This is a genomic window from Actinopolymorpha rutila, from assembly GCF_013407855.1.
GTDB lineage: Bacteria > Actinomycetota > Actinomycetes > Propionibacteriales > Actinopolymorphaceae > Actinopolymorpha > Actinopolymorpha rutila.
In genome coordinates, this window is record NZ_JACBZH010000001.1 from 5,012,678 (window position 1) to 5,033,344 (window position 20,667).

At 71.3% G+C, this 20,667-nt stretch carries 23 protein-coding genes and 3 tRNA genes; 5 read left to right on the forward strand and 21 right to left on the reverse strand.

Translation table 11 applies throughout. The features are described 5' to 3' along the window. Nucleotides 1-2: 2 nt before the first annotated feature. The 12 genes from F4554_RS22365 to F4554_RS22420 all read right to left on the reverse strand — a co-directional run bounded on the left by F4554_RS22365 (nucleotide 3) and on the right by F4554_RS22420 (nucleotide 8,807). The gene (locus tag F4554_RS22365) at nucleotides 3-809 is read right to left on the reverse strand and encodes an MlaE family ABC transporter permease (protein WP_337796160.1); all 807 of its coding nucleotides are present in this window, start codon (nucleotides 807-809) and stop codon (nucleotides 3-5) included. Between the two features lies 1 nt (nucleotide 810). Then, a complete protein-coding gene (locus tag F4554_RS22370) occupies nucleotides 811-1,584 on the reverse strand; it encodes an ABC transporter permease (protein ID WP_179789374.1) in 774 nt (257 codons plus the stop codon). Next, entirely contained in the window at nucleotides 1,581-2,597 is a 1,017-nt protein-coding gene (locus F4554_RS22375) for an ATP-binding cassette domain-containing protein (protein WP_179789375.1), read from the reverse strand. The genes F4554_RS22370 and F4554_RS22375 overlap by 4 nt, the downstream gene beginning before the upstream one ends. A 269-nt stretch (nucleotides 2,598-2,866) precedes the next feature. Further along, nucleotides 2,867-3,253, reverse strand: coding sequence for a 50S ribosomal protein L7/L12 (gene rplL, locus F4554_RS22380; RefSeq protein WP_092653770.1), 387 nt, complete (start codon nucleotides 3,251-3,253; stop codon nucleotides 2,867-2,869). A 53-nt stretch (nucleotides 3,254-3,306) separates the two neighbouring features. Beyond that, nucleotides 3,307-3,927, reverse strand: coding sequence for a 50S ribosomal protein L10 (gene rplJ / locus F4554_RS22385; protein WP_179789376.1), 621 nt, complete (start codon nucleotides 3,925-3,927; stop codon nucleotides 3,307-3,309). A gap of 375 nt (nucleotides 3,928-4,302) precedes the next feature. Beyond that, nucleotides 4,303-5,199, reverse strand: coding sequence for a hypothetical protein (locus F4554_RS22390; RefSeq protein WP_179789377.1), 897 nt, complete (start codon nucleotides 5,197-5,199; stop codon nucleotides 4,303-4,305). Further along, the gene (locus F4554_RS22395; protein WP_179789378.1) at nucleotides 5,196-5,828 is read right to left on the reverse strand and encodes a hypothetical protein; all 633 of its coding nucleotides are present in this window, start codon (nucleotides 5,826-5,828) and stop codon (nucleotides 5,196-5,198) included. Before F4554_RS22395 ends, F4554_RS22390 begins: the two co-directional genes overlap by 4 nt. A 244-nt stretch (nucleotides 5,829-6,072) precedes the next feature. Then, complete coding sequence (gene rplA / locus F4554_RS22400) at nucleotides 6,073-6,783, reverse strand: 50S ribosomal protein L1 (protein WP_179789379.1); 711 nt, start codon at nucleotides 6,781-6,783, stop codon at nucleotides 6,073-6,075. Between the two features lie 111 nt (nucleotides 6,784-6,894). Then, a complete protein-coding gene (gene rplK, locus F4554_RS22405; RefSeq protein ID WP_179789380.1) occupies nucleotides 6,895-7,326 on the reverse strand; it encodes a 50S ribosomal protein L11 in 432 nt (143 codons plus the stop codon). Between the two features lie 52 nt (nucleotides 7,327-7,378). Beyond that, a complete protein-coding gene (nusG, locus tag F4554_RS22410) occupies nucleotides 7,379-8,239 on the reverse strand; it encodes a transcription termination/antitermination protein NusG (RefSeq protein ID WP_179789381.1) in 861 nt (286 codons plus the stop codon). A 77-nt stretch (nucleotides 8,240-8,316) separates the two neighbouring features. After that, nucleotides 8,317-8,577 carry a preprotein translocase subunit SecE gene (gene secE, locus F4554_RS32485; protein WP_179789382.1) on the reverse strand — a complete coding sequence of 87 codons (261 nt, stop codon included), beginning with the start codon at nucleotides 8,575-8,577 and terminating at the stop codon, nucleotides 8,317-8,319. Between the two features lie 157 nt (nucleotides 8,578-8,734). Continuing rightward, nucleotides 8,735-8,807 (reverse strand) — tRNA-Trp (locus tag F4554_RS22420). A 208-nt stretch (nucleotides 8,808-9,015) separates the two neighbouring features. Between F4554_RS22420 and F4554_RS22425 the strand changes: the two genes are divergently transcribed. After that, nucleotides 9,016-10,287 carry a pyridoxal phosphate-dependent aminotransferase gene (locus F4554_RS22425; protein WP_179789383.1) on the forward strand — a complete coding sequence of 424 codons (1,272 nt, stop codon included), beginning with the start codon at nucleotides 9,016-9,018 and terminating at the stop codon, nucleotides 10,285-10,287. A gap of 1 nt (nucleotide 10,288) precedes the next feature. Then, nucleotides 10,289-12,349 (forward strand): adenosine deaminase, encoded by a 2,061-nt coding sequence (locus tag F4554_RS32490; protein WP_179789384.1) that lies wholly within the window; start codon nucleotides 10,289-10,291, stop codon nucleotides 12,347-12,349. A gap of 21 nt (nucleotides 12,350-12,370) precedes the next feature. On the opposite strand, the gene F4554_RS22435 is transcribed toward F4554_RS32490, so the two are convergent. From F4554_RS22435 to F4554_RS22470, 9 genes are all read right to left on the reverse strand, one after another. Continuing rightward, nucleotides 12,371-13,411 (reverse strand): UDP-N-acetylmuramate dehydrogenase, encoded by a 1,041-nt coding sequence (locus F4554_RS22435; protein WP_337796161.1) that lies wholly within the window; start codon nucleotides 13,409-13,411, stop codon nucleotides 12,371-12,373. A gap of 2 nt (nucleotides 13,412-13,413) precedes the next feature. Next, nucleotides 13,414-13,875 carry a MaoC/PaaZ C-terminal domain-containing protein gene (locus F4554_RS22440; RefSeq protein ID WP_179789385.1) on the reverse strand — a complete coding sequence of 154 codons (462 nt, stop codon included), beginning with the start codon at nucleotides 13,873-13,875 and terminating at the stop codon, nucleotides 13,414-13,416. Beyond that, the gene (locus tag F4554_RS22445; RefSeq protein WP_179789386.1) at nucleotides 13,872-14,321 is read right to left on the reverse strand and encodes an FAS1-like dehydratase domain-containing protein; all 450 of its coding nucleotides are present in this window, start codon (nucleotides 14,319-14,321) and stop codon (nucleotides 13,872-13,874) included. The genes F4554_RS22440 and F4554_RS22445 overlap by 4 nt, the downstream gene beginning before the upstream one ends. Before the next feature lie 154 nt (nucleotides 14,322-14,475). After that, a complete protein-coding gene (gene rpmG / locus F4554_RS32495) occupies nucleotides 14,476-14,646 on the reverse strand; it encodes a 50S ribosomal protein L33 (RefSeq protein WP_092653746.1) in 171 nt (56 codons plus the stop codon). Nucleotides 14,647-14,747: 101 nt separating this feature from the next. Next, a tRNA-Met gene (locus F4554_RS22455) sits at nucleotides 14,748-14,820 on the reverse strand. Between the two features lie 42 nt (nucleotides 14,821-14,862). Further along, nucleotides 14,863-14,935, reverse strand: a tRNA-Thr gene (locus F4554_RS22460). A gap of 198 nt (nucleotides 14,936-15,133) precedes the next feature. Then, nucleotides 15,134-16,375, reverse strand: a complete 1,242-nt coding sequence (locus tag F4554_RS22465; RefSeq protein WP_179789387.1) for a glycerophosphodiester phosphodiesterase family protein — start codon at nucleotides 16,373-16,375, stop codon at nucleotides 15,134-15,136. Between the two features lie 359 nt (nucleotides 16,376-16,734). After that, a complete protein-coding gene (locus F4554_RS33200; protein WP_272955902.1) occupies nucleotides 16,735-16,857 on the reverse strand; it encodes a hypothetical protein in 123 nt (40 codons plus the stop codon). Nucleotides 16,858-16,932: 75 nt separating this feature from the next. Next, nucleotides 16,933-17,679, reverse strand: a complete 747-nt coding sequence (locus tag F4554_RS22470; RefSeq protein ID WP_179789388.1) for a ribulose-phosphate 3-epimerase — start codon at nucleotides 17,677-17,679, stop codon at nucleotides 16,933-16,935. 159 nt (nucleotides 17,680-17,838) lie between these two features. On the opposite strand from F4554_RS22470, the gene F4554_RS22475 reads away from it, so the two are divergent. Genes F4554_RS22475 through F4554_RS22485 form a run of 3 tightly spaced genes read left to right on the forward strand, consistent with a single transcriptional unit; the run spans nucleotide 17,839 to nucleotide 20,644 of the window. Further along, on the forward strand, nucleotides 17,839-18,927 hold the full coding sequence (locus F4554_RS22475) for a Gfo/Idh/MocA family protein (protein WP_179789389.1): 1,089 nt from the start codon (nucleotides 17,839-17,841) through the stop codon (nucleotides 18,925-18,927). Beyond that, nucleotides 18,924-19,823 (forward strand): sugar phosphate isomerase/epimerase family protein, encoded by a 900-nt coding sequence (locus F4554_RS22480; protein WP_179789390.1) that lies wholly within the window; start codon nucleotides 18,924-18,926, stop codon nucleotides 19,821-19,823. Before F4554_RS22475 ends, F4554_RS22480 begins: the two co-directional genes overlap by 4 nt. Next, nucleotides 19,820-20,644 (forward strand): DeoR/GlpR family DNA-binding transcription regulator, encoded by an 825-nt coding sequence (locus F4554_RS22485; protein WP_179789391.1) that lies wholly within the window; start codon nucleotides 19,820-19,822, stop codon nucleotides 20,642-20,644. The genes F4554_RS22480 and F4554_RS22485 overlap by 4 nt, the downstream gene beginning before the upstream one ends. The last annotated feature ends 23 nt before the right edge of the window (nucleotides 20,645-20,667 follow it).

Consider the following 20,667-nt stretch of genomic DNA (forward strand, 5'->3'; position numbering starts at 1 on the left):
GCCTACCCCGCCAGCCGCACGGTCGTGCTCGCGCCCCAGATCGCCATCGACAGCGCCAGGTCGACGACGTTGATGGCCACGATGGAGGTACGCACCGCCCGGCCGACCGCCACGCCGACTCCCGCGGGGCCGCCGGTGGCGTGGTAGCCGTGGTAGCAGTGGATCGAGATGATCACCACCGCGAAGACCAGCACCTTGCCGAACGACCAGAGCACGTCGTGCGGCGGCAGGAAGAGATGGAAGTAGTGGTCGTAGGTACCGGAACTTTGGCCGTAGCCCGCGGTGACGACGAGGCGGGTCGCGAAGTACGACGAGAACAACCCGACGACGTACAACGGAACGACCGCGAGCAGCCCGGCGACGATCCGGGTGGTCACCAGGAACGGCAGCGACGGGACCGCCATCACCTCCAGGGCGTCCACCTCCTCGCTGACCCGCATCGCGCCGAGCTGGGCGGTGAAGCCGCAGCCGACCGTCGCGGCCAGGGCGATGCCGGCGATCAGCGGCGCGATCTCGCGGGTGTTGAAGTACGCCGAGACGAAGCCCGCGTAGGCGGAGGTGCCCAGCTGGTTGAGCGCGGCGTACCCCTGCAGGCCGACCTCGGTGCCGGTGAAGAACGCCAGGAACGCGATCACCCCGACGGTGCCGCCGACGACCGCCAGCGCGCCGGTGCCGAAGCTCACCTCGGCCAGCAACCGCAGTACCTCGCGCCGGTAGCGGCGTACGGTCGCCGGCATCCACCCGGCCGCCCGCAGGTAGAACGCGAGCTGGTCGCCGAGGGTGTCCAGGCCACGCAACGGAGCGCGCACCTCAGGCACCCTTCGGCGGAACGAGCTGGAAGTAGATCGCCTGCATCACGAAGTTCGCGAAGAACAGCAGCATGAACGTGATCACCACGGTCTGGTTGACCGCGTCGCCGACGCCCTTCGGCCCGCCGCCGGCGTTCAGGCCCTTGTACGACGCGACCACCGCGGCGACCAGTCCGAACACCAGCGCCTTGACCTCACCGGCCCACAGGTCCGGCAGCTGCGCCAGGGCGGTGAACGACGCGATGTAGGAGCCGGGCGTACCGCCCTGCAGCACGACGTTGAAGACGTAGCCGCCGATCACACCGACCACGCTCACCAGGCCGTTGAGGAACACGGCGACGAACATCGCGGCGAGCACCCGGGGGACGACCAGCCGGTGCAGCGGGTCGATACCGAGGACCCGCATCGCGTCGATCTCCTCCCGGATCGTGCGCGAGCCGAGGTCGGCACAGATCGCCGAACCGCCCGCCCCGGCGATCAGCAGCGCGGTCGCGATCGGCGACGCCTCCCGCACCACGGCGAGCACCATCGCCGCACCGGCGAACGACTGGGCGCCGAACTGCCTGATCAGGCCGCCCACCTGCAAGGCGATGACGGCACCGAACGGGATCGCCACCAGCGCCGTCGGCACGATCGTGACTCCGGCCAGGAACCACGCCTGGCGGACGAACTCCTGCCACTGGAACGGCCGTCGCGGCAGCCCGCGTACGACGTCGAGTCCGAACGCGAACAGCCGGCCGCTCGCCTGCAGTGGCGCCGTCGGCTGCCAGCTCACGATTCGTCTCCCGCCGCCATGCCCGCCGCGGCCGGGACGGCCGGCGCGGCCGGGACCGCCGGCGCCGCGCCCGGGTCGCACCCCTCGAACGACCCGGGCGGCGGCGTCACGTCGTTGTCGGCACACCACTGCCCCGGCGGACGCTGGCTGGGCCGAGGTTCACCGTCGGACGGCCCGAGCTGGAGCGGGATCGGCGGCAGCGGCGCCAGCTCGGCACCGGCGGCCGCCTCGGCCGCGAGCTCGTCGGCGTCCTTCTCCTCCGACATGCCGATCGGGCCCACCCGCTGCGCGTTGAGGAACTGCCGTACGACGGGTTCCTGCGAGCACAGGCACATCTCCCGCGGACCGAACATCGCGAGGTGCCGGTGGTAGAGCAGGCCGATGTTGTCGGGCACCGTGCGGGCGGTGTTGATGTCGTGGGTGACGATGAGGAACGTCGCGCCGGTCTGCTGGTTGAGGTCGACGATCAGCTGGTTGAGGTACGCGGTCCGCACCGGGTCCAGGCCCGAGTCGGGCTCGTCGAACAGGATGATCTCGGGATCGAGTACGAGCGCCCTGGCCAGCCCGGCCCGCTTGCGCATCCCGCCGGAGATCTCACCGGGCAGCTTGCGCTCGGCGCCGAGCAGCCCGACCATGTCGATCTTCGACATCACGATCGAACGGATCTCGTTCTCGGACTTGCGGGTGTGTTCACGCAGCGGGAACGCCACGTTGTCGTAGAGGTTCATCGAGCCGAACAACGCGCCGTCCTGGAAGAGGACGCCGAACAGCCTGCGGACGCGGTACAGCTCGCGCTCCCGGCAGGTGGCGATGTCGTGGCCCTCGATGAGGATGTGGCCCTGGTCGGGCTTGAGCAGACCGACCAGGCACTTCAGGAAGACCGACTTGCCCGTGCCGGAAGGCCCCAGCAGGACGCTGATCTCACCGGACGGAAGCGTCAGGCTGACGTCGCGCCAGACCGGCTGACCCCCGAAGGACTTGGTGAGTCCGTCCACTCGGATCTCGACGCCCACCAGAACTCCTCACAGCCGGTCTGGGTGCGTACCGGCCGCCGCAGACCCCCCGGTGGCGGCGACCGATACGCACGCCCCCTCAACGAGCAGAACTTCGGGAGGTTACGGGCGCGCGGACGACAAAGTTTCCGGCCCGCGGACGCGAAAGAGGGCGGCCACCCCCGGTGGGGTGACCGCCCTCTTCGCAGCCGGCCGACCGCGGTCGGGTCGCGGCTCGGGAGTGCGGTGTGCGTACTTCCCGGCCGCGCGGACCGCGTGCGACGCGTCGCTTACTTCAGGGTGACCTTGGCGCCAACAGCCTCGAGGGACTCCTTGGCCTTCTCCGCGGTCTCCTTGTTGGCCTTCTCCAGGACGGGCTTCGGCGCGCCCTCGACCAGGTCCTTGGCCTCCTTCAGGCCGAGGCTGGTGAGCGTGCGCACCTCCTTGATGACCTGGATCTTCTTGTCGCCGGCAGCCTCGAGGATGACGTCGAACTCGTCCTTCTCCTCCTCGGCCTCGGGCGCGGCACCGCCGGCCGCGGGGCCCGCCGCGACGGCGACCGGAGCGGCCGCGGTCACGCCGAAGGTGTCCTCGAACTGCTTGACGAACTCGCTGAGCTCGAGAAGCGTCATCTCCTTGAACGCGTCGAGCAGCTCGTCGTTGCTGAGCTTAGCCATGAGTGGCGTACCTTCCGTGTGTCGTGCAGTGGTGACGGTCAGTCCTGGTCAGGTCAGGACTCGCTGGACTCGCCGGCGTCCGACGCGTCGGAGCTGGCTTCCGGTGCGGCCTCGGCGTCGGCCTCGGGGGTGGCGTCGGCAGCACCAGCGGCCGGGCCCTCCTCCTCGACCTTCTGACGCAGCGCCTCGGCGAGCCGGGCGGCCTGCGACAGCGGGGCCTGGAACAGCGAGGCGGCGCCCGAAAGCGACGCCAGCATCGCGCCCGCGAGCTTCGCGAGCAGGACCTCGCGGGACTCGAGGTCAGCGAGCTTGGTGATCTCGTCGACGGCGAGGGACCGGCCCTCGAGCACGCCGCCCTTGATGACGAGATTGGGGTTGGCCTTGGCGAAGTCACGCAGACCCTTGGCGACCTCGACCGGGTCACCGCTGATGAACGCGATGGCCGAGGGACCGACGAGCAGCTCGTCGGCGATCTCGACTCCCGCCTCCTTCGCCGCGATCTTGGTCAGCGTGTTCTTCACCACGGCGTAACTGGCGTTGTCACCGATGGAGCGCCGCAGTTCCTGCAGCTGCTTCACGGTGAGTCCGCGATACTCGGTCAGGACCGCGCCGGCGGAGTCGCGGAACTGGTCCGTGAGCTCTGCGACGGCGGTTGCCTTGTCCGGCTTCGCCATGGGTCTCCTTCTCCTCTGGGTGGCCTGCGACCGCGGCCTGGAAGGAACACACACACAATGCGAAAAGCCCCGTACGCATGCGTACGGGGCGAACACGAACTCGAGGGCCAGGACTCCGCTCGCGGTGGACCCGCGACCCAGAAACCTGATCTTGACTTCGCTACCACGTGACGCCTGCGCGGGCCGCCCGACGTGCGGGACCTTCAACCACCCCGGAGGGAGGCAAACCAGCGGTCTTCGGCAGCCGCCAGAATACGGGACGCCTCCCCCGGCCGCCAAATCGCCCCCGGCCTCCTCCCGCGGCCGGCCGGAGATCTCAGCAGAAGGAGCGTTCCCTGCGATTCTTCAGCGGAAGAATCGCAGGGAACGCTCCGGCTATCGTCCGAGCACCGGGTGGGACTCGACCACCTGCACGTTGGCGTCGACGCCGAAGGTGACCGGCACGATCGGCTGCGGCGGGACGGAGTCCACGACGACCGTCCCCGTCCAACGCACCTGCAGATGGACCTTGCCCTCGCCGGCCGTGCCGAAGGTGTTCGTCACGTAGTAGCCCGGGTGCCCGTCCGGCAGCGTGCCGTCGAACTCCCGACCTGCCCCCTCGACGGTGTGGGTTCTTCCGTTGGCGTCGGAGAAGGTCCAGGTGTACTCCGGAGTTGCGGTGATCTGCCCGTGCAACTCGAAGTGGCGTCCCTGCGACGGGGGCACCGTGATGTCGAAGGTCTGCGTGCCCGGGTCGTCGACCGAAACGATGGTCGGCAGGTTGACCAACGTCTTGGGCGCCGGATGCAGCGAGATCTTCGGCCTGGGCAGGTTGCGCTGGATCTCGTACTTGAAGTCGTAGCTGAGCTGCTCGATCGGGACCCACTCCGGGGTGGGGTAGCACTCTGCCGTCCCGTGCCACTTCGCGCGGTCGCCACGGTCCTTCCACTGATAGCGGAGGACCGAACGAACGTAGATCGGCTCACGCGGATTCGGTGACAGGTCCGGGTTGCACCAGATGGCCAGCGGGGAGCAGTCGCCGATCCCGGCGCCCTGGCAGTCCCACTCCGGCTGGTTGATCAGGACCTCCTCCACCCAGTCGTTCGGACCGGGTGGCTGGGAGGGAACAGGCGTGCCCTTGGGCGGCTGGTAGTAGCCCCGGCCGGACTCGCTGTACTGCCATCCGACGTCCCCTCGCGGGATGTCGGCGTACGCGTCCGGGACCACCACCCCGAACGCCATCAGGAGAAAACCGCCCAGCGCGATGCCGATGCCTCTGCTCGTTGCCCTCATTGCGACTTCCCCCCGGCTGTCAACTGCCAGTTGCCGCTGATCTTCCGAACGCCGTACGAGTAGGTCACTCGCTCCGCCGGCCCCTGGTTGGTCACCGTGCCGGAGGAGTTGTACTGCTTCCAGGCGGTGGACAGCGACCGTACGCGGACCATGTAGGTCCCGCCGGACTCGGAGAACACCTCGACGTGGTTCTGGGTGTAGAGGCCGCCGACGAACTTCCCGCCACCGCTGTACGTGGACCTGATGCTGGCGACGAGTTGTACGCAGTCCAGGCATCCGCTGGTGTACATCGGGCGAAGCCTGGAGACGTCGCCGTTCTCGATCGCCTTGTTGACCGTGCTGACGTACCTCGTCACGAACGCCCTCACGGCCGCGGCCTCCGGTCCGGTGGGCGCCGGACCGAACGTCTCGACCCTGCCGGACTTCGCCGGGCTGGCCGACGGGCTCGGAGTCGGGGTTGGTGTGGCCGACTTCGTGGGGGTGGACTTGGCAGTCGGGGTGTCCATCGTCGTCGGCTGCGGAGAGTCCCCGCCACACGCCGTCAGCGACAGCCCGAGAACGACACCCGCGACGACCGCGACCGCCCTGGTCGCCGATCGTCTGTTGGTCAGCCCAGCTGCGCACCGCACGACCGCGTACCCCCATGTGTGCCCGTCGCCTCGTCACCCGTCCGCGACAAAGCGCCCACATCATAACCGCGTGTGATCGGCGCCCGGAAGCGTCGAACGATGGTCCGACGCACAAATGTCACCGGGCGTTGCCCCGGAAAGGCGACGACTTCCGCGAGTCGAGGTGGACTCTCGCCTGCCGGACACAGCAGAACGCCCCCGCACCGAGTGGTGCGGGGGCGTTCTGGACGGATCGCGGATCGCGTCAGGCCGAGGCCTCGGCGGTCGAGACGGTCTTGGCCGGGTCGATCGGAACGCCCGGGCCCATCGTCGTCGACATCGTGACCTTGCGGATGTAGCGGCCCTTCGAAGCGGACGGCTTCAGCCGGAGCACCTCGTCGAGAGCGGCGCCGTAGTTCTCCGCGAGCTGGTCCTCGCTGAAGGAGGCCTTGCCGACGATGAAGTGCAGGTTGGCGTGCCGGTCGACGCGGAACTCGATCTTTCCGCCCTTGATGTCGGTAACGGCCTTGGTGACGTCGGGGGTGACGGTGCCGGTCTTGGGGTTCGGCATCAGACCGCGGGGGCCGAGCACCCGGCCGAGGCGGCCGACCTTGCCCATCAGGTCCGGCGTGGCGACGACGGCGTCGAAGTCGAGCCAGCCGCCCTGGATCCGCTCGATCAGGTCGTCCGAGCCCACGTAGTCGGCGCCGGCGGCGGTGGCGTCCTCAGCCTTCTGACCGGTGGCGAAGACCAGGACCCGAGCGGTCTTGCCGGTGCCGTGCGGAAGGTTGACGGTGCCGCGCACCATCTGGTCGGCCTTGCGGGGGTCGACACCGAGACGCATCGCGACGTCCACGGTCTCGTCGAACTTCTTGCTGGCGTTCTGCTTGGCCAGCGCCACCGCGTCGCGGGGGTCGTGCAGAGCGGCCTGGTCGACCTTCTCGGCCGCGGCGCGGTAGGACTTGCTGCGCTTCATGATCACTCCTGGAATCGAAGGGTGGAGTCGTGGTGCGGGCCAGCGCGGGCCCTCCCACCAGGACGCCGGACCGAAGCCCGGCGGGTCGTACGTCGTGCTCGTGCGTACGGACTACTCGGAGACCGTGACGCCCATCGACCGCGCGGTGCCCTCGACGACCTTCATCGCGGCCTCGATGTCGTTGGCGTTCAGGTCGGGCATCTTCATCTCGGCGATATCCCGCACCTGGGCGCGCGAGATGGTGCCGACCTTCGCGGTGTGCGGAGTCGGCGAGCCCTTGTCGAGGCTGATCGCCTTCTTGATCAGCTCCACGGCCGGAGGGGTCCGGGTGACGAAGGTGAACGTCCGGTCCTCGTAGATCGTGATCTCGGCGGGGATGACGTTGCCCCGCTGGGACTCGGTCGCGGCGTTGTAGGCCTTCGTGAACTCCATGATGTTGATGCCGGTCGGGCCGAGCACCGTACCCACCGGCGGGGCGGGGGTGGCGGCGCCAGCCTGCAGCTGGAGCTTGAGTACGGAGGCGATCTTCTTCTTCGGAGGCATGGTGTTCGGGTCCTCTTGGGTGGTGAAAAGGGGCGAGAGTCCGGCCGGGCCGTCAGACCTTCTGGATCTGCGTGAAGGACAGCTCCACCGGGGTCTCCCGGCCGAAGATCTCGACGAGGGCCTTGACCCTCTGTGCGTCGGGGTTGAGCTCGGTGATCGTCGCGTGCAGGGTCGCGAACGGCCCGTCGACCACCATGACCGAGTCGCCCACGGCGAAGTCGACGACCTCGGCCTTCTTCTTCTTGTCCGGCTCCTTGGTTTCCTCGACCGCCGGGGCCAGCATCTTCTCAACCTCGTCGAGGCCGAGCGGCACCGGCTGGTGGGCGTGGCCGACGAAGCCGGTCACCGAAGGAGTGTGCCGGACAGCTGCCCACGACTCGTCGGTGAGGTCCATCCGGACCAGCACGTAGCCGGGGAGGACGGTGCGCCGCACCATCCGCCGCTGGCCGTTCTTGATCTCCGCGCGCTCCTCCTGGGGGACGACCACCTCGTAGATGTAGTCCTCCATGTTGAGGGACTGGATGCGGTTCTCGAGGTTGGTCTTGACGCGGTTCTCCATGCCCGAATAGGTGTGGATCACGAACCAGTCGCCGGGCTTGGACCGCAGGGCCGCCTGGAACTCCGCGAGCGCGTCCTCCGCGGTGGGCTCGGCGTCCTCGTCGGCCTCCTCGGCCGCGGTGTCGCCGGACTCGCCGGCGCCGGCCTCGGCCGCGCTCGGCTGCTCCTCGGCGCCGGACCCGCTCTCGTCGGAGCCGGGCTCGGAGTTGGTCTCGGAGCTCGCTTCGGGGCTGGTCTGCTCGGAGTCGGCGGAGGCCTCGTCGGCAGGCTGGCCGGCCGAGGCGTCGGCGGCGGCTGCTGCCTGCTCCGAATCCGCGCGCTGCAGGTCGCGGATCTCGTCGTCGAGGTCGGACACTCTTGGTACTCCGTCTTCTTCAGCGATTTCTTGATCGTCCGGCGGTGTTGCGGGGGTCTCGGGCGGCGTACTCGCCGTCAGCCGAAGATCTTGAACATCAGCTGGCCGATGCCCAGGTCGAGCAGCGAGACGATCGCGATCACCACGAGCACGAAGACCAGCACCACCGACCAGTAGGTCGTCAGCTGGTCACGCGTGGGCCAGATGACCTTGCGAAGCTCAGCCACCACCTGGCGGTAGAACAGGCCGACGCGCGCGACGCGACTGCCGCCGCCTTCGCCCTTCTTGTCCGGGCGAGCACGCTCCGGGGTCGCGGTGGATCCGCGGGTCTCCGTCACTTTCGTCCTCACCGGTCCTCTGGCCCGGCCGGACATTCCGTCCGGGCTGGGAGGTCGCACTACATGGGGAACGAACGAACGTCCCCGTTAGTGCTACCACCCACGCATCGTCCGCCGGGGGCGACGCGCGCGACTTCGGCCAGCCGGCCGAGGCCTGCAGGGCAGGAGGGACTCGAACCCCCAACCGCCGGTTTTGGAGACCGGTGCTCTACCAATTGAGCCACTGCCCTACGGAGATCGGAAAGCCTCCACGTGGCGCGCTCGGGACCGAGTCGCCCCGGGCACACTTCGGAGAGGTCCTCAGACCACCGATGGAAGAGTGTACGGGGTCACGCCGCCGAAGGTCGAACCGACCCGGGCGGTTTGTACCGCCCTCGACTTGCCAACACCCTCGCCCCGCCACCGCGCGTACGCACGCGAGGTGCCACGATAACTCTCATGACCAGCCCTGAGAGCGGCCCGCCCATGCCGGCCGCAGACGAGTCCCTCGCAGCGCCCGCGAGCGACCGGGCAAGGATCGCCGCCCGGGTCGCCGCCATCGCCGAATCGGCCACGTTGGCGGTCGACGGCAAGGCGAAGGCGTTGAAGGCGGCCGGGCGCCCCGTGATCGGTTTCGGCGCCGGCGAGCCCGACTTCCCCACCCCCGACTACATCGTCGACGCGGCCGCGCAGGCCTGCCGCGATCCGCGCAACCACCGCTACACCCCGGCCGGTGGGCTGCCCGAGCTGCGCAAGGCGATCGCCGCGAAGACCGAACGCGATTCCGGGTACGAGGTGACGCCGGCCCAGGTGCTCGTCACCAACGGCGGCAAGCAGGCGGTCTACGAGGCGTTCGCCCTGCTGCTGGACCCGGGCGACGAGGTGCTGCTGCCCGCGCCGTACTGGACGACCTACCCCGAGTCGATCGGCCTGGCCGGCGGTGTGACGGTGCCGGTGCTCGCCGACGAGACCCAGGACTACCTCGTCACGGTCGAGCAGTTGGAGGCCGCCCGCACTCCGCGGACCAAGGTCCTGCTGATGTGCTCGCCGTCCAACCCCAGCGGTGCGGTCTACCCCGTGGAGCGGCTGCGCGAGATCGGCAGCTGGGCCGCCGACAACGGCCTGTGGGTGATCACCGACGAGATCTACGAGCACCTCACCTACGACGACGTGAAGTCCGCGTCGCTTCCGGTGCTGGTGCCCGAGCTCGCCGACCGCTGCATCGTGGTCAACGGCGTCGCCAAGACGTACGCCATGACCGGCTGGCGGGTCGGCTGGCTGATCGGGCCCACCGACGTGGTGAAGGCCGGCACCAACCTGCAGTCCCACGCCACCGGCAACGTCAGCAACGTCGCGCAGCGGGCCGCACTGGCCGCGGTGTCGGGCGACCTGTCCGCGGCGGCGAAGATGCGGGAGGCGTTCGACCGGCGCCGGCGCACGATGGTCGAGCTGCTCTCGGAGGTGCCCGGCTTCACCTGCCCCACGCCGAAGGGCGCGTTCTACGCCTACCCCTCGGTGAAGGGCGCGCTGGGCAAGCTGATCCGCGGCCGGCGGCCGACCACCTCGGCCGAGCTGGCCGAGCTCATCCTGGAGGAGGTCGAGGTCGCGGCCGTACCGGGCGAGGCGTTCGGCACGCCTGGCTACCTGCGGTTCTCGTACGCGCTCGGCGACGACGACCTGGTCGAGGGCGTCACCCGGATCCAGAAGCTGCTCTCCGAGGCGCAGAGCTGAGGTGAGCGGAGCCCGGCTCGGGGTGCGCCCGCTCGACACGCTGCCGAAGGCGCACCTGCACCTGCACTTCACCGGGTCGATGCGTCACGAGACGCTGGTCGAGCTGGCCGAGCAGCACGGCCTGCACCTGCCGGAGGCCCTGCGGGACGACTGGCCGCCGCAACTGCTGGCCACCGACGAGAAGGGCTGGTTCCGCTTCCAGCGGCTGTACGACATCGCCAGGTCGGTGCTGGTCACCCCCGACGACGTACGCCGGCTGGTGCGGGAGACCGTCGAGGACGAGGCGCGCGAGGGGTCGGGCTGGCTGGAGATCCAGGTCGACCCCTCCGGCTACGCGAACCGGTTCGGCGGCATCACCGCGTTCACCGAGCTCGTCCTGGACGCCGTACGCCAGGCCGCCGACCGGACCGGGGTGGGCGTCGGGCTGGTGATCGCCGCCAACCGCACCCGGCACCCGCTGGACGCGCGCACGCTCGCCCGGCTGGCCGCGCAGTACGCCGGGCACGGCGTGGTCGGGTTCGGGCTGTCCAACGACGAGCGCAGGGGGCGACCGGAGGAGTTCGCCCGGGCGTTCGCCATCGCTACCGGGGCCGGGCTCGGCTCGATGCCGCACGGCGGCGAGCTGTGCGGCCCGGACAGCGTGCGCGGCTGCCTGGACCGGCTCGGCGCGACCCGGGTGGGCCACGGCGTGCGCACGGTGGAGGATCCCGCGCTGCTGGACCGGGTCGCCGCGGCCGGGGTGCCGCTGGAGGTCTGCCCGGCGTCCAACGTGGCGCTGGGCGTCTACCCCGAGGCCGACGTCGTGCCGCTGCGGAAGCTGTTCGACGCCGGGGCCCGGATCGCACTGGGTGCCGACGACCCGCTGCTGTTCGGGGTGCGGCTGGTCGGGCAGTACGAACTGGCCAGGGGGCTCGGCTTCACCGATGCCGAACTCGCGGAGCTGGCCCGGATGTCGGTGCGTGCCTCGACGGCGCCGGTGCCCGTGCGGGACCGGTTGCTGGACGGGGTGGACCGCTGGCTGGCCGAGCCGGAGGACGGGAACGCCCGCCCGGAGCAGCCGGAGGGTTCGGAGCGGGCCGAACGCGAGCGGATCCGGGCGGGCGCGCCTTCGGCGGACGCGAGCGGGCCGGAGTGGTGGGTGGACCGGCTGAAGGCGCTCGGCCTCCCGGTCGACGAGCCCCTCGGCGCCGGGATGGACGGCGTCGTCTACGCCGTGGACGACGACACGGTGGCGAAGGTCTGGTTCCGGCACTCGCCGGGGGCTCTGCACCGGCTGCGGGACTTCCACGCCGACCTGGACGCCGCCGGCCTGCCGTTCGCCACGCCGTGCATCCACGCCGTCCGGGTCGTCGACGGTACGCCGGTCACGATCGAACGCCGGCTGCACGGGCGGCCGTTGTCGGAGTTCGTCTCCGCGCACGGCCCGACCGAGCCGGCGCTGCGTACGTTCCTCGACGTGCTCGAGGCCCTGCGGGACACCAAGGGCGGGCCGTCGGCCCGGGCGTTGCCGGTGATGGCCGAGCCGGACGCCTTCTACCGCGACGCCGGCTCGTCCTGGCCCACCGCGCTGCGCGCGCTGGTCGACCGCAGGGCCGAGGCGTACGGCGACGTGCTGCGGTCGGCGGTGCCCGCGTTCGACACCCTGCTGGAGCAGGTCAGGGCGGGTCTGCGTGCGCTGCCGGACGGCGAGGCCGCGGTCGTGCACGGTGACCTGTGCCCACCGAACGTCCTGGTCGAGCAGGTGGGCGACGGCGGCGACCTGCGGGTGACCGCCGTACTGGACTGGGCCTTCCTGACCACGGCCGGCGACCCGGCGTTCGACGCCAGTCTGGCCGCGGGATTCTTCGACATGTACGGCCCGAAGGCCCGGGAGATCGACCAGACGCTGAGCGGGTGGATCGTCGCGGAGTTCGGCTACCCGCCGCCGCTGCTGCACCTCTACCGCGCCTGTTACGCGATCACCGGCGCGAACGCCTACGACCCGGCCGGCGGCGACGGGCACTTCGCCTGGTGCGCGGACCAGTTGCGCCGGCCGGACCTGCGGGCCGCCCTCGGCATCTGACCGGGGCCGGGATCGCGAGGTCTACAGCTCGCAGCCGACCAGGACGGGCTCGTTCACGAGGTCGACGCCGAACCTGCCCAGGACGCCCGCCCGGATCTCCCGGGCCAGCGCCAGCAGGTCGGCGGTGGTGGCGGTGCCGGTGTTGGTGAGCGCCAGCGTGTGCTTGCTCGACAGGCGGGCAGGCCCGGTGCCGTATCCCTTGCCGAACCCGGCGTGCTCGATCAGCCAGGCGGCGCTGGTCTTGACCAGCCCGTCGCCGGCCGGCCAGCGGGGCGCCTTCGCGGGCAGCCCGGCCGCCGCCTCCGCCGGGATCACCGGGTTGGTGAAGAACGACCCGGCGCTCCAGGTGTCGTGGTCGCCGGCGTCGAGCACCATGCCCTTGCCCGCCCGCAGGCCCAGCACCGCGGCCCGCACGTCGGCCGACGGTGCCCGCGCGCCGAGCTCGACCCCGAGGGTGCGGGAGAGTTCGGCGTACTGCACCGTCGCGCCCAGCTCCCCGAGCCGGAGCTGGAACACCACCTCGAGGACGACGTACCGCTGGGGTGAGCGCTTGAACCTGCTGCTGCGGTAGCCGAAGCCGCACTCCTCCGCCGCGAACGTGCGTACGGCCGAGTCCTCCCGGTCCCACACCCGCACCTGCGCGAGGGTCTGGGCCACCTCCTGGCCGTAGGCGCCGACGTTCTGGATCGGTGCGGCGCCGACCAGCCCGGGGATGCCCGACAGCGCCTCGACACCGACCCAGCCCTCGGCGACGGCGCGGGCGACCAGGGCGTCCCAGTTCTCCCCCGCCGCGACCCGCACGACGGCACCGCCGCAGGCGTCCTGCGACTCCACTCGTACGCCCCGGGTACACACGTGCAGGGCGGTCCCAGGGAAGCCCTCGTCGGCGACCACGACGTTGCTGCCGCCGCCAAGGACCAGCAGCGGCTCGCCGGCCGCGTCGGCGCCGCGCACCACCTCGAGCAGGGCGGCCTCGTCGTCGACCTCGACCAGCCGCTTGGCCGGGCCGCCGAGGCGGAGCGTGGTGAGCTCGGCGAGCGGGATGTTCGTGCGTTCGGGCACCGTCAGTCCAACCGGACCATGGCCCGGGCGGCGCCGAAGACCTTCGCGCCGTCGGCAACCGCTGTGAGGTCGACCCGCACCACGCGGTCGGGCAGCTTGTCGGCGACCTTTCCGCCGAACGTCACCGCCACTCCCTCGTCGTCGTCGGGCACCGTCACCGGACGGGTGAACCGCACGGAGTACTCCACCACCCGGGCCGGGTCGACCGCCCACTCGGTGAGCACCCGGGCACCGGCACCCATCGTGAGCATCCCGTGCGCGATCACGTCGGGCAGGCCGACCTCGCGGGCCACCCGGGCGTTCCAGTGGATGCGGTTGAAGTCTCCGGAGGCACCGGCGTAGCGGACGAGGTCCTCCCGGCGCACCTGGACGGTGACCGAGGGCAGCTCGGTGCCCTTCTCCACGTCGTCGTACGCCGGAACGCCGCCGGCGCGCACGGCGGACCCGGTGTGTTCGGCGTTCATGCGGCCTCCTCGCGGTGGACCACGCTCGCGCGCGCCGTGCAGACAGGTGCGCCGTCGGCGGTCGCGATGTCGGTGCGGGTGAGGATCAGGTCGGTGCCGGCGACCTGGCGCACGCTCTCGATCGTGAGCGTGGCCACCAGCTCGTCGCCGGGGTGGATGGGCCGGTCGGCGGCGAACTTCTGGTCGGCGTGCACGACCCGGTGCAGCGCGAGCCCGGTGGTGGGATCGGCGAACAGCTCGTTCAGCAGCTGGAACGCCACCACGATCGGGAACGTCGGCGGGGCCACCACGTCGGGGTGGCCGAGCGCGCGGGCGGCGTCGGGGTCGCGGTAGGCGGGGTTGGGGTCGCCGACGGCATCGGCGAACTCGCGGATCTTCTCGCGGCCGACTTCGTACGGCGTCTTCGTCGCGTAGGTTCGGCCGACCAGCGTGGAGGCGACGGGCATGTACGCGACCGTACCGGAGCCGACCGGCCGGAGTCCGCGCGCCCGGTCAGGTGTCCGAGTGCACTCCGGACGCACTCCGGACGCACTCCGGACACGCGAAAAGGGCCGCTCCCACCAGTCGGCGGGGCGGCCCTTTCGACGATGCGTCGAGAACCTATCGAGTCTCGCGGTGCGCCCGGTGGGTCCGGCAGCGCGGGCAGAACTTCTTGATCTCGAGCCGGTCGGGGTCGTTACGACGGTTCTTGCGCGTGATGTAGTTGCGCTCCCGGCACTCAGTGCACGCCAAGGTGATCTTGGGGCGGACGTCGGAACTCTTGCTAGCCACGGGATGCCTCTTGTGATCCGTCGGGACAGTCGGTCCTGCAATGGTACGCAGTCATGCAAGAACGGCCACGCCGGTGGTCTCCCACCGGCTGGCCGCGGTCGTAGCGGTGGCCGGACTCGAACCGGCGACACAGCGATTATGAGCCGCTTGCTCTACCGTCTGAGCTACACCGCCGCCGGACCGGTTGGCCGCCCGAGTGGGCGGCTCCGGCCACAGAGCCCCAATACGGAATCGAACCGTAGACCTTCTCCTTACCATGGAGACGCTCTACCGACTGAGCTATTGGGGCGAGCGACAACCGAGGATACAAGAGCCCCGAACCCCCTCGACACCGGGATACCGCCGAAGCGGTGTCCTTGGTGCGAGCCGCCCGATCCGGGCAGGACCTGACCTTTCGGTCACATCCTGCTCAGACCGCGCGGACCGTGCCGACGACAGGCGTCGCCGACCCGCCGGGCTTCGATCTCCCTCGGCAGCCGGAGATACTTTACGCGGTCGGCTCGTCGACCGCGACGTCGACCACCACCCCGTCGGGCCGGTGCAGGGCCACACTGTTGCGGCCGTGGGCGAAACCGGCCCCGGACGGCTCGGCGAAGTAACGGGCGGAACCGCCCGGGCGTCCTCCCTGCCGGCCGTCCTGGGCGCCGTCGTGCGCGCCGCCGCGGCCGGGACCCGAGTGCACCTCGAGCGTTTCGCGCGCCGGGATCGTCACCCCCGGGGCGATCGGCAGCCGTACGCCGGGGTCGTCGCGTACGTACCATCCGCCCAGATCCACCGGCTCGGCGGTCAGGTTGCGCAGAACGGCGTACCGGCCGCTGTCCGCGGCCTCGGCGGGGCCGTCCACGGGGGCGTCCGCGACGCGTTCGACGACCACCGTCTGCGCCGGGAAGGCCGGCTGGCCGTCGAGCACCGCCCGGGCCACCCCGGGGTAGTTCTGGATCACCGCGGTCGCGCCCTGCGCGGCCAGCGAGGCCACCGCCGCCGGGTGGTTCGGGCACCAGAACGCCGGCCGCATCCCCGCCGCCCGGATGCGCACCAGGTCGCCGGGACGCAGCCGCCGGAAGTTGGGGATGAAGTAGTCCATCCAGCCGCCGACCTGGCGCAGGGTCTCGTCGTCGGGGACCGACTCGACGATGCCGCCCAGCGGGACCGCGTGGTCGATCTCGGCGGCGAACTTCGCCAGCGGGTCGAAGTAGAACGACGTGGCGACGAACCGCCGATGCCGGTCGGGTGCGGTCAGCCAGCCGCCCGGAGTGTTGCGCAGCACCTCGGTGACCGCCGGCACGAAGTCCGGATGCCGGTTGGCGCCCTTGAGCTCGGCCCACAGCCCGATGCCGTACTCGTCGAACGCCGCCAGCGCCTCGGCCAGCGTCGGGATGCGTTCACCGGCGAAGCTGTCCGCGAACCACGAGCCCGCGTCGAGGCGGCGCAGTTCGGCGAGGGTGAAGTCGCCGGGGTGCCAGGGCGCCCGGTCGGGGAAGACCGTGGCGGCGTCGGTGGTGCGTACCAACGTGTTGTCGTGGAACAGGACCGGCACGCCGTCCCTGGTGAGCACCACGTCGACCTCGGCGAAGTCCGCGCCCTCCCGTGCCGCCGCCCGGATCGCCGCGACGGTGTTCTCCGGCGCCACCCCCGACGCGCCGCGGTGGGCGACGACGAGGACGGGCGGCGACTCGTGGCCGCTGCCTGCGCCGGCGTTGTCGTCGTGGGAAGGAGCGGGCGTACGCATCGAGGGAATCCTCCTGGCGGTGCACCGGTGCCGGACATGGCGAAGCGGGCCCGGACGAGCGGGGCCCGCTGGTCTCCTGCTGATTTCGGCCGATCGCTTGATGATCGTTGCCGATCCCTGCGCATCAAGATTGTCCGACACCCACCGGGAACGTCCAGTCAGGTGCCCAGGTGTCGGCGACCGAACCAGGCGCCGAAGGTCCCGAACCACTGGCGGGGTCGGCGACTGGCGCCCTCGGTGAATCACGGAGTCGCGAGTCGGACGCCCGCTCATCCCCCGCCGATCATCCCCGCCGATCACCGGATCCGCTCGGCCCGGCGCGCCGAGGCGGATCCGGTGGGCGGCGGCTCACGCCGGGTTCAGTGCTTCGAGCGGCGCGCCATCGCCGCGGTGGCGGCGGCAACGCAGATCAGACCGGCCACAACGCCCATGGCCTTCAGGGCGCGACGCGGACGGCGAGCGCCGCCGCGCATGTCCTTCATCCGGGACCTGGACCCCATCGTGCACCTCTCTTCGAGAAACCACGGCACACCCGTGGACTTCGGCCGACAGTCCCTTTACCCGGTCAACGGCACATCCCCCACCGAGGGTGAATATTTCGTGTCACCGGGCCGGTCGGCGATCGGGCCACCGGATGCCTCACCGTTCCCGGCCGGCAGGTCGTGCAGCCACCGCACCGCCGCCACCGGATCGCCGGCCCCGAAGACCAGCGAGCCCGGCACCACGCCGTCGGCACCGGCCCGCGCCAGGGCCGGGACGGTGTGCGTACGAATGCCGCCGTCGACCACGATCCGCGGCGTCGAGCCGTGAGGTCCGCCCTCCGGACGGGCGGCGACCAGGTCCTCGACCCGGGCCGCCGTCGCCGGGTCCTGGTCGCACCCCTTCACCCCGACCACGGTGCCCATCACCAGCACCCGGTCGGTGTCGTCGAAGTGTGCGACGGCGTGCCCGGTGGGTTCGTGTGTCTCCAGTCCGAGCCCGGCCCGTACGCCGCGGGACCGAATGTTCCGCAGGGTCGTCCGAACGTCGGGGCAGGCGCCGGTGTGCACCGTGATCAGGTCCGCACCGGCGTCGGCGAACCGGTCGATCCAGTCGTCGGGGCGGGCGACCATCAGGTGCACGTCGAGCAGTGCGTCGGTGCGGGCACGCAGCGCGGCCACCAGGTCGGGGCCGAAGAGCAGGTCCGGCACGGCGTGCCCGTCGAACACGTCGAGGTGGAACCCGTCGGCGACGCCGGTGAGCCGGTCGACGGCGGTACCGAGGTCGAGCAGATCGGCGGACCAGAGCGAGACGTAGGCCTCCACGGGAGCTCCTTCGGCGAGTGGCGAGTAGTGGAGCGAGGGAAGAGGGTCGGCTTCACCTCGTACGGCAGGGTCGTCATCGCCGGTGGTGGTCTTCGATTAGACTCGTTTCGAGTACGCAAACGAAGCCGACCGAAGCGACCCGAACCGAAGGGTACCCGGATGACGAGCCCCGCCGCACCGCCGCCTCCACCCACGCCCGCATCCCCCTCCACCCCGCCGCTGCGGCTCGGGGTGATCGGCTGCGGCCGGATCAGCCAGGCCGTCCACCTGCCCGCGATCGCCAAGACCGACGCGTTCACCCTGGTCGGCGTCGGCGACACCAGCCCGCGCCTGGCGCAGGGGGTGGCGGCGAAGTACGCCGTGCCCGCCTTCGCCACCGTCGAGGACCTGCTCGACCAGGCGCGCCCGGACGCGGTGCTGGTCGCCGTACCCGACCGGTTCCACCAGCCCGTCGTCACCGCCGCGCTGAACGCCGGCGCGCACGTCCTGGTGGAGAAGCCCGCGGCGGCCACCAGTGCCCAGGCCGCGGAGCTCGCCGACCTGGCCGACACCAGGGGGCTCAAGCTGCAGGTCGGCGCGATGCGGCGGCACGACCCGGGGATCGCGTACGCCCGAGCGGCCGTACCCCGGCTCGGCACCCTGCTCAGCGTCAGCAGCTGGTACCGCATCCAGTCCCGGCTGCGTCCCCCGACGGAGGCGGCGTTGTTCCCCGCCATGGTCGTGGACGAGGACGTACGCCGGACCGAGGCGGGGTTCAAGTCCGACCGGGCGCACTACCTGCTGAACACCCACGGGGCACACGTCTTCGACGCCCTCGCCAACCTCGTCGGGGCGCCGTCCACGGTGCGGGCGCAGTTCGCCGGCCACGGGCGCGACTGCAGCTGGCACGGGACCGGACGGCTGCCCGACGGCGGGCTGGCGTCGTTCGAGATCAGCGCCGACATCCACGCGGACTACGCCGAGGGCATGGACATCCACGGCGAGTACGGCCAGGTCAGCATCCGGTCGACGTTCCCGTTCTTCCGCCGGGCCAGCACCGTCCGGGTCCACCTGGAACGCGACGGCGAGACCCGCAGCCCGGTGTTCGGGGCCGCCGATCCGTACCAGCTGCAGCTGGAGGCGTTCGCCGCGGCGATCGCGACGGACGGACCGGCCAACCCCTCCGGCGCGGACGGCGTGACCGCGCTGCGGCTGATCGAGGCGGTCCGGGACAGCGCCGCTGCCGACGGCAAGGAGGTGGCCCCATGAGCGACCCCGGGAGCAAACCCGTGGCCACTCCCGCGAACGAGCCGGCCGAGCTGGGCATCTTCGCGCGGATCTTCCCGCGGCCGACCGCGGCCGAGGTCGCCGCCGCCGTCGCCGCGAACGGCTTCACCGCGACCCAGCTCAACCTCTCCGCGGTCGGCCGGCCGACCATCCCCGACCCGCCGACCGACCCCACGCATCCGGACGGCCCGCTCGACCACCCGCGGGTCGGGACCGACTTCGCCGCCGCGGGCGTCCGGATCTGGGGCGTGTCCGCGACGTACAACACGATCCATCCCGACCTCGCCCTCCGGCGCCGGCAGACCGCCGCCGCGGCCGCGTTCATTCCGTACGCCGCCCAACTCGGCGCGGAGGTGGTGACCCTGTGCACCGGCACCCGCGACCCCGGCGACATCTGGAGGCAGCACCCGGGCAACGACGAGCCGGCGGCCTGGCACGACCTGCGGGAGACGCTCGACGTGCTGCTGCCCGCCGCGGAGCAGGCCGGCGTCCGGCTCGGTGTGGAACCCGAACCCGGCAACGTCGTCACCGACGCCGCCCGGGCCCGTCGGCTGCTCACCGAGCTCGACTCCGACGCCCACCTCGTCGGCATCGTGCTCGACCCGGCGAACCTCCTCGACCCGGTCACGGCCGGTGACCAGAAGCGCATCCTCACCGCCGCGTTCGGCACCCTCGGCGACTCGATGGTGTGCCTGCACGCCAAGGACGTGGTGACCGCGGGCTACGCCGCCGCGGGCTCCGGGCTGCTCGACTACGACCTGGTGCTCGCGCTGCACGCGGCCCTCCCCCACCGGGTGCCGGTCATCGTCCAGGACGCCACCGAGGACGACGTGCCGCGGGTACGCGACTTCCTGCGCGCCCACGAGCCGGTTCGATGACCGGTACCGGCAGCAGGGCGTTCACCGAGGAACGCCGCACCCGGATCCTGGAGCTGGTCGAGTCGCGCGGCCGGGTGCGGGTCGCCGAGCTCGCCGAGCTCCTCGGGGTCGCCGAACCCACCGTCCGCAAGGACATCGCCGACCTGGACCGCCAGCACCTGCTCCGGCGTACGCACGGCGGCGCGCTCGCGATCCGCCCGACGTACGACCCGGAGCTGGCCACCAGAGCTCGGCACAACGTCGAGGGCAAGCGGGCCATCGCGAAGGCGTGCCTGGCCCGGATCGCCGACGGCGACGCGGTCTACCTCGACAGCGGCACCACGATCCTGGCACTCACCGAGGAGCTGCGGCTGGCGCTCACCGGACCGGCCGGCGGGCGGGGCGAGCCGGCCGAGGGCCGCCATCCGCGGCAGGTGAACGTGCTCACCAACGCGGTCGGCGTGGCGCAGGTGCTGGCCGACGTACCCACCGTCCGGCACACCGTGCTCGGTGGGCAGTACCGCACGCTCGGCGGCTGCTTCGTCGGCCCGCTCGCTCTGGAGGCGGTGCGGCAGTTCACCGTCAACACCGCGTTCGTCGGGGTCACCGGGCTGTCCACGGTCGGGTTCACCGTGTCCGACGTCGCCGAGGCCGAGCTGAAGAACGCGGTGATGGACCAGGCCCGCCGGGTGGTCGTGGTGATGGACCACACCAAGGTCGGCGCGCACGACTTCCGGAAGGTCTGCGACCTGGACCGGGTGGACGCGATCGTCACCGACCGGCACCACGACGACCTCGCCCGGCAGTGCGCCGACGCCGGCGTCGAGCTCGTCGTCGCCTGACGGAGCGCTCGCTCGCCGGTCAC

Coding starts and splice junctions, on each gene's coding strand:
- rplL (WP_092653770.1), bottom strand. CDS start 3,253: ATGGCTAAGCTCAGCAACGACGAGCTGCTCGACGCGTTCAAGGAGATG.
- rplJ (WP_179789376.1), bottom strand. CDS start 3,927: ATGGCGAAGCCGGACAAGGCAACCGCCGTCGCAGAGCTCACGGACCAG.
- F4554_RS22390 (WP_179789377.1), bottom strand. CDS start 5,199: ATGAGGGCAACGAGCAGAGGCATCGGCATCGCGCTGGGCGGTTTTCTC.
- rplA (WP_179789379.1), bottom strand. CDS start 6,783: ATGAAGCGCAGCAAGTCCTACCGCGCCGCGGCCGAGAAGGTCGACCAG.
- rplK (WP_179789380.1), bottom strand. CDS start 7,326: ATGCCTCCGAAGAAGAAGATCGCCTCCGTACTCAAGCTCCAGCTGCAG.
- F4554_RS22425 (WP_179789383.1), top strand. CDS start 9,016: ATGACCAGCCCTGAGAGCGGCCCGCCCATGCCGGCCGCAGACGAGTCC.
- F4554_RS22440 (WP_179789385.1), bottom strand. CDS start 13,875: ATGAACGCCGAACACACCGGGTCCGCCGTGCGCGCCGGCGGCGTTCCG.
- F4554_RS22445 (WP_179789386.1), bottom strand. CDS start 14,321: ATGCCCGTCGCCTCCACGCTGGTCGGCCGAACCTACGCGACGAAGACG.
- F4554_RS22465 (WP_179789387.1), bottom strand. CDS start 16,375: ATGCGTACGCCCGCTCCTTCCCACGACGACAACGCCGGCGCAGGCAGC.
- F4554_RS33200 (WP_272955902.1), bottom strand. CDS start 16,857: ATGAAGGACATGCGCGGCGGCGCTCGCCGTCCGCGTCGCGCCCTGAAG.
- F4554_RS22475 (WP_179789389.1), top strand. CDS start 17,839: ATGACGAGCCCCGCCGCACCGCCGCCTCCACCCACGCCCGCATCCCCC.
- F4554_RS22480 (WP_179789390.1), top strand. CDS start 18,924: ATGAGCGACCCCGGGAGCAAACCCGTGGCCACTCCCGCGAACGAGCCG.
- F4554_RS22485 (WP_179789391.1), top strand. CDS start 19,820: ATGACCGGTACCGGCAGCAGGGCGTTCACCGAGGAACGCCGCACCCGG.